The 13313-nt window shown below is 63.8% G+C and carries 4 protein-coding genes; all 4 read left to right on the forward strand.

The window, feature by feature from the left end:
• The first annotated feature begins 303 nt into the window (after window positions 1-303).
• The 4 genes from rpoB to CO669_RS05460 all read left to right on the forward strand — a co-directional run bounded on the left by rpoB (window position 304) and on the right by CO669_RS05460 (window position 13192).
• Entirely contained in the window at window positions 304-4422 is a 4119-nt protein-coding gene (gene rpoB, locus CO669_RS05445; RefSeq protein WP_097658734.1) for a DNA-directed RNA polymerase subunit beta, read from the forward strand.
• 128 nt (window positions 4423-4550) lie between these two features.
• Window positions 4551-8747, forward strand: coding sequence for a DNA-directed RNA polymerase subunit beta' (gene rpoC / locus CO669_RS05450; RefSeq protein WP_097658735.1), 4197 nt, complete (start codon window positions 4551-4553; stop codon window positions 8745-8747).
• A 193-nt stretch (window positions 8748-8940) separates the two neighbouring features.
• Entirely contained in the window at window positions 8941-11001 is a 2061-nt protein-coding gene (locus CO669_RS05455) for an FAD-dependent oxidoreductase (RefSeq protein WP_097658736.1), read from the forward strand.
• A 133-nt stretch (window positions 11002-11134) separates the two neighbouring features.
• A complete protein-coding gene (locus tag CO669_RS05460) occupies window positions 11135-13192 on the forward strand; it encodes an ABC transporter ATP-binding protein (RefSeq protein ID WP_097658737.1) in 2058 nt (685 codons plus the stop codon).
• Window positions 13193-13313: the final 121 nt, after the last annotated feature.

A 13313-nucleotide genomic window follows, 5' to 3' on the forward strand; every position in this document is an offset into this window, starting at 1 on the left:
TATCGGGTCGGCAGCACGAAAGCGCGGTGGGCAGGGAGGCCGGATTTCCCTGTAAGCCGTTGGGAGAGCAAGCTATTTCGGGCTTTTGCAGTCCGTGAAGACGATCGTTGTGACGGGCGGGCGCGCCTATGCGCCCCGCGCGTCGTTTTGCGTTTTGAAGGTCTGAAGAACAGATTCAGGACATTCCGGCCTGAAACTGAGTTTCCGACCCCCAAAACGGGTTCGAAAAATTCAACCCGGGGAGCGGTGGCAGCCGCGTTCCGGACGGCGCGCCCAGAGCGGGCGACGAAATGAGAGGCCACGATGGCGCAGCAGACATTCACCGGTCGCAAACGCGTTCGCAAGTTCTTCGGACACATCAAGGAAGTCGCCGAGATGCCGAACCTCATCGAGGTTCAAAAGGCGTCCTATGACCAGTTCCTGATGGTCGATGAACCCACGGGTGGTCGCCTCGACGAGGGCCTGCAGGCGGTGTTCCGCTCGGTGTTCCCGATCTCCGACTTCTCGGGCACCTCGATGCTGGAGTTCGTCCGCTACGAGTTCGAGCAGCCGAAATACGACGTCGACGAGTGCCGCCAGCGCGGCATGACCTTCGCGGCGCCCCTCAAGGTGACGCTGCGCCTCATCGTGTTCGATATCGACGAGGAAACCGGCGCGAAGTCGGTGAAGGACATCAAGGAGCAGGACGTCTACATGGGCGACATCCCGCTCATGACGATGAACGGCACCTTCATCGTGAACGGCACCGAGCGCGTCATCGTCTCGCAGATGCACCGCTCGCCCGGCGTGTTCTTCGACCACGACAAGGGCAAGACCCATTCCTCGGGCAAGCTGCTGTTCGCCGCCCGCGTGATCCCGTATCGCGGCTCCTGGCTCGACATCGAGTTCGACGCCAAGGACATCGTCTATGCGCGTATCGACCGTCGCCGCAAGATTCCGGTGACGTCGCTGATGTTCGCCCTCGGCCTCGACGGCGAGGCGATCCTGTCCACGTTCTACAAGAAGATCCTCTATAAGCGGACCAAGGAAGGCTGGCGCGTTCCGTTCGACGCCAACCGCTTCCGCGGCTATTCGACCGTCAACGACCTGATCGACGCCGACACCGGCAAGGTCGTGCTCGAGGCCGGCAAGAAGCTCACCGTCCGCGCCGCCCGCCAGCTCCAGGAAAAGGGCCTGAAGGCACTGCGCCTGGCCGATGAGGAACTGGTCGGCAACTACATCGCCGAGGACCTCGTCAACCCGAAGACGGGTGAGATCCACGCCGAAGCCGGCGAGGAAATCACCGACAAGTCGATGAAGGTGCTCAACGAGCACGGCTACAAGGAACTGCCGCTGCTCGACATCGACCACGTCAATGTCGGCCCCTACATCCGCAACACGCTCTCGGCCGACAAGAACATGACGCGTGAAGACGCGCTGTTCGACATCTACCGCGTGATGCGTCCGGGCGAGCCGCCGACGCTGGATTCGGCGCAGGCCATGTTCCAGTCGCTGTTCTTCGACGCCGAGCGTTACGACCTCTCCGCGGTCGGCCGCGTCAAGATGAACATGCGCCTCGACCTCGATGCGCCCGACACCCAGCGCACGCTGCGCAAGGAAGACATCCTCTCCGTCATCAAGACGCTGGTGGATTTGCGCGACGGCAAGGGCGAGATCGACGACATCGACCATCTCGGCAACCGCCGCGTGCGCTCGGTCGGCGAGCTCATGGAGAACCAGTACCGCATCGGCCTGCTGCGCATGGAGCGCGCGATCAAGGAGCGCATGTCCTCGGTCGACATCGACACGGTCATGCCGCAGGACCTGATCAACGCCAAGCCCGCGGCTGCCGCCGTGCGCGAGTTCTTCGGCTCCTCGCAGCTCTCGCAGTTCATGGACCAGACCAACCCGCTCAGCGAGATCACCCACAAGCGCCGCCTGTCGGCGCTTGGACCGGGCGGTCTGACCCGCGAGCGCGCCGGCTTCGAAGTCCGCGACGTGCATCCGACCCATTACGGGCGCATCTGCCCGATCGAGACGCCGGAAGGCCCGAACATCGGCCTGATCAACTCGCTCGCGACGTTCGCGCGCGTGAACAAGTACGGCTTCGTCGAGACGCCGTACCGCAAGGTCAAGGACGGCCGCGTCACCGACGAGGTGGTGTACCTCTCGGCGATGGAAGAGGGCCGCTACACGGTCGCGCAGGCCAACGTGCCGCTCGACCCGAAGGGCCGCTTCACCGAAGACCTCGTGGTCTGCCGTCACGCCGGCGAAGTCTTGCCGGTGACGCCGGACAAGGTCGACTACATGGACGTGTCGCCGAAGCAGCTGGTTTCGGTGGCCGCGGCGCTGATCCCGTTCCTCGAGAACGACGACGCCAACCGCGCGCTGATGGGCTCGAACATGCAGCGCCAGGCGGTGCCGCTGGTTCGCGCCGAGGCGCCGTTCGTCGGCACCGGCATGGAAGGCGTGGTTGCGCGTGACTCGGGTGCCGCGATCGCGGCGCGCCGTTCGGGCGTGATCGACCAGATCGACGCGACCCGCGTCGTCATCCGCGCCACGGAAGATCTCGATCCGACCAAGTCGGGCGTCGATATCTACCGTCTGATGAAGTACCAGCGCTCCAACCAGTCGACCTGCATCAACCAGCGTCCGCTGGTGAAGGTCGGTGACATCGTCAAGAAGGGCGACATCATCGCCGACGGTCCGTCGACCGACCTCGGTGAGCTCGCGCTCGGCCGTAACGTGCTCGTCGCGTTCATGCCGTGGAACGGTTACAACTTCGAAGACTCGATCCTGCTCTCCGAGCGGATCGTGAAGGAAGACGTCTTCACCTCGATCCACATCGAGGAGTTCGAGGTGATGGCCCGCGACACCAAGCTCGGACCCGAGGAAATCACCCGCGACATTCCGAACGTCTCGGAAGAAGCGCTGAAGAACCTCGACGAAGCCGGTATCGTCTACATCGGCGCGGAAGTGCGCGCCGGCGACATCCTGGTCGGCAAGATCACGCCGAAGGGTGAGAGCCCGATGACGCCGGAAGAAAAGCTCCTGCGCGCCATCTTCGGCGAGAAGGCCTCCGACGTTCGCGATACCTCGCTGCGCGTTCCTCCGGGCGTGCAGGGCACGATCGTGGAAGTGCGCGTGTTCAACCGTCACGGCGTCGACAAGGACGAGCGTGCGCTGGCGATCGAGCGGGAAGAGATCGAGCGTCTGGCCAAGGACCGCGACGACGAGCAGGCGATCCTGGACCGCAACGTCTACAACCGTCTTGCCGAGCTGCTCGAGGGGCGGCAGGGCATTGCAGGTCCCAAGGGCTTCAAGAAGGACACCAAGATCACCCGTGCGGTGCTCGAGGAGTACCCGAAGTCGCAGTGGTGGCTGTTCGCCTCGCCGAACGACAAGCTGATGGCCGAGATCGAGGCCATGCGGAAGCAGTACGACGAGTCGAAGAAGGGGCTTGAACAGCGCTTCCTCGACAAGGTCGAGAAGCTGCAGCGCGGTGACGAATTGCCGCCCGGCGTGATGAAGATGGTCAAGGTCTTCGTCGCGGTGAAGCGCAAGATCCAGCCCGGCGACAAGATGGCCGGCCGCCACGGCAACAAGGGCGTGGTGTCGAAGATCGTGCCGATCGAGGACATGCCGTTCCTCGAAGACGGCACGCACGCCGACATCGTGCTCAACCCGCTCGGCGTGCCCTCGCGCATGAACGTCGGGCAGATCCTCGAGACCCATCTCGGCTGGGCCTGCGCCGGCCTCGGCAAGCGTATCGGCCAGACGGTCGATGCCTATTTGTCGAAGCAGGACATCAAGCCGCTGAAGGAAACCTTGAAGAAGGTCTACGGCGAGGACGAGACGATCAAGTCGCTCAACGACAACGAACTGATCGAGCTCGGCCACAACCTCAGCCGCGGCGTGCCGATCGCAACGCCGGTGTTCGACGGCGCCAAGGAAGCCGACATCGAGGAGATGCTGAAGCTTGCCGGTCTCGACGCGTCGGGCCAGTCGACCGTCTATGACGGCCGCACCGGCGATGCCTTCGATCGCAAGGTGACGGTGGGCTACATCTACATGCTCAAGCTGCACCATCTGGTCGACGACAAGATCCACGCGCGTTCGATCGGTCCGTACTCGCTCGTCACCCAGCAGCCGCTGGGCGGCAAGGCGCAGTTCGGCGGCCAGCGCTTCGGCGAAATGGAGGTGTGGGCGCTCGAGGCTTACGGCGCGGCGTACACGCTCCAGGAGATGCTGACGGTGAAGTCGGACGACGTCGCCGGCCGTACCAAGGTCTACGAAGCGATCGTGCGCGGCGACGACACGTTCGAGGCCGGTATTCCGGAATCGTTCAACGTGCTGGTCAAGGAAATGCGCTCGCTCGGCCTCAACGTCGACCTGCACAACTCCAAGGTTGGACCGGCGCCGACGTCGGAAGCGGCCGAGTAACACGACCTTTCATGCCCGGCCTTCACGGCCGGGCATTGGCGCCCCTCCCGATGCCTTGAGGGCAGGGCGCCTGATCGAGTGATTTTCGAATTTGCGGCCGGAGGCGACCGGCACGCGAGGAGAAGACGATGAACCAAGAAATTATGAATCTCTTCAACCCGACGACGCCGGCTCAGGTCTTCGACCAGATCCGGATCTCGATCGCGTCTCCAGAGAAGATTCTGTCCTGGTCCTACGGCGAGATCAAGAAGCCGGAGACCATCAACTACCGCACCTTCAAGCCCGAGCGCGACGGCCTGTTCTGCGCCCGCATCTTCGGGCCGATCAAGGATTACGAGTGCTTGTGCGGCAAGTACAAGCGCATGAAGTACAAGGGCATCATCTGCGAGAAGTGCTCGGTCGAGGTCACGCTGTCGCGCGTCCGGCGCGAGCGCATGGGCCATATCGAGCTCGCCGCTCCCGTCGCCCACATCTGGTTCCTGAAGTCGCTGCCCTCGCGCATCGGCCTCCTGCTGGACATGACGCTGAAGGATCTCGAGCGGATCCTGTACTTCGAATACTACGTCGTTCTCGAGCCGGGCCTCACCGCGCTGAAGGACCGTCAGCTGCTGTCTGAAGACGAGTATCTGAAGGCGCAGGACGAGTACGGCCAGGACAGCTTCACCGCCATGATCGGCGCCGAAGCGATCCGCGAGCTGCTCAAGGGCATGGACCTCGAGAAGCTGGAAGCCAGCTTGCGCGTCGAGATGCAGGAGACCGACTCCGACATCAAGCACAAGAAGCTCGCCAAGCGCCTCAAGATCGTGGAAGCGTTCCGCCACTCCGGCAACAAGCCGGAATGGATGATCATGACCGTGGTCCCGGTGATCCCGCCGGACCTGCGTCCGCTGGTGCCGCTCGACGGCGGCCGTTTCGCGACCTCGGACCTCAACGACCTCTACCGCCGCGTCATCAACCGCAACAACCGCTTGAAGCGGCTGATGGAGCTGCGCGCGCCCGACATCATCATCCGCAACGAGAAGCGCATGCTTCAGGAAGCGGTCGATGCGCTGTTCGACAACGGCCGCCGCGGCCGCGTCATCACGGGTGCCAACAAGCGCCCGCTGAAGTCGCTCGCCGACATGCTCAAGGGCAAGCAGGGCCGCTTCCGTCAGAACCTGCTCGGCAAGCGCGTCGACTATTCGGGCCGTTCGGTGATCGTGGTCGGTCCCGAGCTGCGCCTGCATCAGTGCGGCCTGCCGAAGAAGATGGCGCTCGAGCTGTTCAAGCCGTTCATCTATTCGCGGCTTGACGCCAAGGGCCTGTCCACCACGGTGAAGCAGGCCAAGAAGCTGGTCGAGAAGGAGCGGCCCGAGGTCTGGGACATCCTGGACGAGGTCATCCGCGAGCATCCGGTGCTGCTCAACCGCGCGCCGACGCTGCATCGCCTCGGCATTCAGGCGTTCGAGCCCGTGCTGATCGAAGGCAAGGCGATCCAGCTCCACCCGCTGGTCTGCTCGGCGTTCAACGCCGACTTCGACGGCGACCAGATGGCCGTGCACGTCCCGCTGTCGCTCGAGGCGCAGCTGGAAGCGCGCGTCCTGATGATGTCGACCAACAACATCCTGCATCCGGCCAACGGCCAGCCGATCATCGTGCCGTCGCAGGACATCGTGCTCGGTCTCTACTACGTCTCGATCATGCGCGAAGGTCTGCCCGGCGAGGGCAAGATCTTCGGCGACATGGCCGAGCTCGAGCACGCCCTGCATGCGAAGGTCATTCACCTCCACACCAAGATCAAGTACCGGTGGCAGGGCATGGATGAGACCGGCAAGGTCTCGACGCGCTGGATCGAGACCACCGCCGGCCGCGTCATGCTCGGCAATCTGCTGCCGAAGAACCCGCGCATCACCTACGAGATCATCAACAAGCTGATGACCAAGCGCGAGATCTCGGGCGTCATCGACCAGGTCTACCGTCACTGCGGTCAGAAGGAGACGGTGATCTTCTGCGACCGCATCATGGCGCTCGGCTTCTACAACGCGTTCAAGGCCGGCATCTCGTTCGGCAAGGACGACATGGTCGTGCCGCACGGCAAATGGAAGATCGTCGACACCACCCGTACGCTGGCGAAGGATTTCGAGCAGCAGTACAACGACGGTCTGATCACCCATGGCGAGAAGTACAACAAGGTCGTCGACGCCTGGTCGAAGGCCACGGAAGAAATCGCCAAGGCGATGATGAAGGAGATCTCCTCGACCAAGAAGACGGCGAGCGGGGCGGATGCCGACATCAACTCGATCTACATGATGGCCCACTCCGGTGCCCGCGGTTCGCCGGCCCAGATGCGCCAGCTCGCCGGCATGCGCGGCCTGATGGCCAAGCCGTCGGGTGAGATCATCGAGACGCCGATCATCTCGAACTTCAAGGAAGGCCTCTCGGTGCTCGAGTACTTCAACTCGACCCACGGCGCCCGCAAGGGCCTCGCGGACACCGCGTTGAAGACCGCGAACTCGGGCTACCTGACCCGTCGTCTCGTCGACGTCGCGCAGGACTGCATCATCACGCAGTCCGACTGCGGCACCAAGCTCGGCATCAAGATGCGCGCCATCGTCGACGCCGGCACGGTGGTTGCCTCGCTCGGCTCGCGCATCCTGGGCCGCACGGCTTGCGAAGACATTCGCGACAGCTCGGGCAAGGTGATCATCAAGCGCGACACGCTGATGGAAGAGAGCCATCTGGACGCCATCCAGCAGGGTGGCGTGCAGGAGGTGAAGATCCGCTCGGCGCTGACCTGCGAACTCGTCAACGGCATCTGCGGCAAGTGCTATGGCCGCGACCTCGCCCGCGGCACGCCGGTCAACCACGGCGAAGCGGTCGGCGTCATCGCGGCGCAGTCGATCGGCGAGCCGGGCACCCAGCTCACGATGCGCACCTTCCACATCGGCGGTGCGGCGCAGCTCAACGAGCAGTCCTTCGTCGAAGCCAATTTCGACGGCAAGATCGTGATCAGGAACAAGTCGATCGCCCGCAACAGCGAAGGCCACCTGATCGCGATGGTGCGCAACATGGTCGTGGCGATCGTCGATGCCGACGGCACCGAGCGTGCGACGCACCGCGTCCAGTACGGCTCGCGCCTGCACGTCGACGAGGGCGACATGGTCAAGCGTGGCCAGCGCATCGTCGAGTGGGATCCCTACACCCGTCCGCTGCTCACCGAAGTCGAAGGTACCATCGGCTTCGAGGATCTGGTCGAGGGGCAGTCGATCTCGGAAACGCTCGACGAGGCCACCGGCATCGCCAAGCGCGTGGTCATCGACTGGCGCTCGACCCGCGGCGGCTCGGATTTGCGTCCGGCCATCGTGGTCAAGGGCAAGGACGGCAAGGTGCTCAAGCTCGCCCGTGGCGGCGATGCCCGCTACATGCTGTCGGTCGACGCCATTCTCTCGGTCGACGTCGGTGCCAAGGTCAATCCGGGCGACATCCTCGCCCGTGTCTCGACCGAAAGCGCCAAGACGCGTGACATCACCGGCGGTCTGCCGCGGGTGGCGGAACTGTTCGAGGCACGGCGTCCGAAGGATGCGGCGATCATCGCCGAAATCGCGGGCACCATCCGGTTCGGGCGCGACTACAAGAACAAGCGTCGCATCTCGATCGAGCCGATGGACAAGACCGACGAGCCGCGCGAGTACCTGATCCCGAAGGGCAAGCACATCCACCTTCAGGACGGCGACGTCGTCGAAAAGGGCGACTTCATCGTGGAAGGCAACCCGGCGCCGCACGACATCCTTGCGGTCAAGGGCATCGAGGAGCTCGCGGCCTACCTGGTCAACGAAATCCAAGAAGTCTACCGGCTCCAGGGCGTGCTCATCAACGACAAGCACATCGAGGTGATTGTCCGTCAGATGCTCCAGAAGGTGGAAGTCACCGACCAGGGCGACACGGACATGATCTCCGGCGAGCAGGTCGACAAGATCGAGTTCGACGCGCTGAACGAGAAGGCCAAGGAAGAGGGCAAGAAGGTCGCCACGGGTACGCCGGTTCTGCTCGGCATCACCAAGGCGAGCCTCCAGACCCGTTCGTTCTTCTCGGCGGCCTCGTTCCAGGAGACCACCCGCGTCCTCACGGAAGCGGCGGTCAACGGCAAGATCGATCCGCTCGAAGGCCTCAAGGAGAACGTCATCGTCGGCCGGCTGATCCCGGCAGGCACCGGCGCCTCCATGGCCAAGATCCGCGAAGTCGCAATGAAGCGCGACAAGCTGATTCTGGACGAGCGCGAGAAGCAGGCGGCGGTCGTGTCGCCCGCGCCGGAAGCGGAGCTTCCTGCGCTGCCGCCCGCGGAATGATCGTTCATCCGTAGGAATACCGAGGACCTTGAAAAGGCCGGCGCAAGCCGGCCTTTTTGCTGCTTTCTTTGCTTGCTGCGATGCGGGATCAACCTTTGTTCATCTTTCCTTCAGGCGCAAAAGCGCTTCTGCTAGGGGAGTTTAGGCCGGTGGATCCCGTGACGGGGGCAGGGCCGGAGACCACGGAACTCACATGCTTGATCTGGCAATCGTAGGCGGCGGCCCGGGCGGGCTGATGAGCGCTTGGTATCTGAAGCGCAAGCTCGGCGACCTCTGCCGCGTCACAATCTACGAGGCCTCCGACCGGCTCGGCGGCAAGGTGGTCACGCGCAAATTCGATTCCGCGCCCGCGATGTACGAAGCCGGCGTCGCCGAGATCTACGACTACTCGATGACCGGTCCCGATCCGCTGCGCGAGCTGATCCAGCATTTCGGGCTGCAGACCATTCCGATGGATGCCGAGCAGGTGCATCTCGGCGGCGAGCTGTTGAACGACGTTCCCGGCATGCGCCGCAGATACGGGGCCAAGACCGCCGCTGCGATCGAGGCCTTCCGCAAGCGCTGCAGCGAGGTGATGTCGCCGATCGAATATTACGAGGGCGTCGGCGCGCACGACAACGAGAATCCCTGGGCCTACAAGACCGCCGAGCAGGTGCTCGACGAGGAGGTCGACGACGAGACCGCCAAGCGCTTCTTCAAGGTGATGGCGCGTTCCGACATCGCGACCGAGAGCCACAACACCAACGGCCTCAACGCGCTCAAGAACTATCTGATGGACGTCGACGGTTATATCGGCCTCTATTCCATCCAGAACGGCAATGAGCAGCTGATCGAGTGCCTGCAGTCGGAGGTCAACGCCGACATCCAGCTCAACCACCGCGTCCTCGCCGTGGGCAAGGCCCCGACCGGTCGCTACCAGCTCAAGATGATGAACGGCAAGGGACCGGAGACCCGCGACTTCGATCTCGTGCTGGTCTGCCTGCCGCATTCCTGGCTCGCCACCGTGGGGTGGGAAGGCGAGCAGCTGCGCAAGTCGATGGTCAAGCACGTCGCCTATTTCGATCGTCCCGCGCATTACCTGCGCGTCTCGATCCTGTTCGACGCGCCGTTCTGGGGCGAGAAGATTCCCGGCGCGTGGTTCATGTCGGAAGCCTTCGGCGGCTGCTGCGTCTACAATGAGGGCGCGCGCCACGACGTCGGCAAGCACGGCGTGCTGAACTGGCTGATTCCCGGCTCCGATGCGCTCGCCTTCGCCAACCTGTCGGACCAGGAACTGATCGACGCCGCGCTGAAATCGCTGCCGGCTTCGCTTGGCGACGCTCGCGCGCATTTCATGGAAGGCAAGATCCACCGCTGGCTGTCGTCGGTGAACGCGATACCCGGCGGTCTGCCGGTGCGCGACGTCATGACCAATCACCGTCCCGAGCCGAAGGAGCATCCGGGCATCGTGGTGGTCGGCGACTATCTGTTCGACTCGACGCTGAACGGCCTGCTCGACTCCTCGGATGCCGCCACCGACATCATCCTGACCGAGATGATGCGGCTGCGCCGCGAACGCGCGCAGCAGGACAAGCCGCTGTCCGACAAGATCGACCGCGATTATTTCGAGAACTATCGTGGCCTCGGTCCCTATCACGAGGCGTGGCGTCACTTCAGCGATCCCGACTATCTCACCAGGCTGCTCGGCATCGTCTGGGGCAAGACGAAGGGCGCCAGGCTGCTCGTCGCGGGCTCGGCCAGCGGCGAGCTGGTGGGCGCGCTGCGCGAGCGCGGCATCGATGCCTACGGCATCGAGAACAACCGCGCCATCCATGCCAAGACGCCGAAGGCGCTGAAAAAGTACAACAAGCTCGGCTCGATCACCGACATGCCGTTCAAGGACGGCAGCTTCGACTTCGTGTTCGAGACCAGCCTCTGCCACGTTTCCCCCAAGCAGGTGGTCCGCGCGATCCGCGAGCTCAACCGGGTGGTCAAGACCGGCCTCGTGTTCGGCTCGATCACCTCGGACATGGCGCCGGCGCTGATCGACCGCTACGACCTCTTGCGCGGGGTCAAGAAGCTCGGCACCTGGTGGGAATGGTCCGAGCTGTTCTTCGGCAACGGTTTCGACCTCTCGATGCACCGCAAGGATTGCACCGATGCGCTCTGGGAGGCGACGCTCGCCGCCAACAAGGGGCCGGGGCAGTGGTACGCCGACGCCGACAGCTTGCGCTATTCCTTCTTCGACAAGGTCGAGGACGACGACGAGGACTAGCCCCGGAAGGCGCGTCGATTCGCCAATTGTTTTGCTGAATTCATCCTGATCGCATAGAATCGGTGCGATAGCGGCCCTCCGCTATCTCCTGCTTTCTCTGCGGTCATGCCGGCCGTCAGCATCGGTTGGTTTCATGGCATCCAAGCCTCTCTCGCCCGACGAAAAACCTCTTTCGCCCGACAAACAGAAGCTCGCCGCCGAAGAGGCGGCCAAGCTCGACGACAAGCTCGCCTCCGCCGCCAAGCCGGACCTCGAAGACGACGAGGATGCCGAAGACGAGGCGGATGACGAGCTGGAGCTCGACGACGACGACGACGAGGACGAGGATCTCGTCGTCTTTACCGCCCGCGAGGCCGCCGGCGCGCTCGCGACCATCGTCGGTTTCGTCAAGCCGTTCCTCTCGAACTACAAGCGGATGCTGTCCTTCGTGGGGTTCGGCGTCTTCGTCGAGACGCTTTTCAACGTCATCATGCCGCTCAGCCTCAAGTTCCTGATCGACGACGCGCTCGGCGAGGAGGATTTTCACGCGCTGTACAAGATCCTCGGCGTACTTGCCGTCGCAGGCATCTTCACCTCGATCGTCGCAGTCTGGTACGAGCGCTGGGACGCGCGATTGGCGGCCTGCATCATCTCCGACGTCCGCAAGCGCCTGTTCGAGCACGTTCAGGACCTGCCGGCCGGCTATTTCGGCCGCACCAAGCGCGGCGAGATCCTGTCGCGCTTCTCGGTCGACCTCTCGGCCTTCGAAGGCTCTGTGAAGACCTTCGCCAACAGCGCCGCGCTGCCGTTTCTGGAATTGATCGCCGGCATCATCCTGATGGTGTTTTTGAACTGGCAGCTTGCGGTGGTCGCGCTGCTGGTGTTCCCGATCACGCTGATCGGTCCGCGGATCCTGACGCCCAAGGCGGTGCAGGCCAATTACGAGCAGAAGCTCAACGAGAGCGCGCTGCTCGGCATGGTGCAGGAGAACGTGGCGGCGCAGGCCGTGATCAAGGCGTTCAGCCTGCAGCGCAAGATGTTCGGCTTCTTCACCTTCCGCAACGACGCGACGCGCGACAAGATCGCCTCGGCCGCGTTCCTGTCGACCATGGTGGAGAGGACCGTCACCATCTCGGTGCTGATGCTGCACCTCGTGGTGCTCGCGATCGGCGCGTATCTGGCGACCAAGGGCCAGATCACCATCGGCACCTTCGTCACCTTCGAGAGCGCGTTCTGGGAGGTCTCCTACAACATCGCCCATGTGATGCATTTCATCCCGGTGTCGATCTCCTCGGCCGCCGCGATCCGGCACATCCAGGAACTGCTGGACGAGCCGACCCGCGGCGCCGACCGCCCCGGCGCCCCCGATCTGCCACGCATCACCAACGACATCACCTTCGATCACGTCACCTTCCAGTATGAGGGCAGCCAGACGCCGGTGCTGGACAATCTCAGCCTCAAGCTCAACGCAGGCAAGCGCATCGCGATCGTCGGTCCGAGCGGCTCCGGCAAGAGCACCTTGCTCAACCTGATCCTGCGGCTCTACGTGCCCGACGAGGGGCGCGTCGCCATCGACGGTGTCGACGTCCGCAAGGTGACGCTGGATTCGCTGCGCCGGAGCATGGCGGTGGTGTTCCAGGAGAACATGCTGTTCAACATGTCGATCCGCGAGAACATCCGGCTCGGCAAGGAGGGGGCGACCGACGAGGAGGTGGAGGAGGCCGCCAAGAAGGCCGAGATCCACCGCTACATCATGAGCCTGCCGCAGCGCTACGACACGCCGGTCGGCGAGCGCGGCGATACGCTCTCGGGCGGCCAGCGCCAGCGCATCGCGATCGCGCGCGCGATCATCCGCAACCCCTCGGTGCTGCTGCTGGACGAGGCCACCTCGGCGCTGGACCAGACCACGGAAGCTGCGATCAACCGCACCCTGCTCAAGGTCGCCAAGGGCCGCACCATGATCTGGTCGACCCACCGCCTGACGTCGGTGGTCGAAATGGACGAGATCATCGTGATTTCCGGGGGCAGGGCGATCGAACGCGGCTCGCATGCCCAGCTGCTCGCCAAGAACGGGACCTATCGCAAGCTCTGGAACGACCAGATGCACCAGCCGCATGGCGCGGCGGCTCTCGCCGGTGACGGCAGTGACGAGGATGACGACGACGACCTCGAGGACGATGAGGACGAGGACGAGGACGACGACGAGGAGTGAGTCGCGCTGATTCTGCGAATCCCGTCATCGGCCTCGCGCGGTCGGCGCGTCAGGGCTTCGATTCCAGGACTTGAGCCGGATAGCTCGCATGCGGATTGGCCGGGGCCGGGCAGGGCGGTGT

Origin of the sequence: Bradyrhizobium sp. Y36 (assembly GCF_002531575.1) — a bacterium.
GTDB lineage: Bacteria > Pseudomonadota > Alphaproteobacteria > Rhizobiales > Xanthobacteraceae > Bradyrhizobium.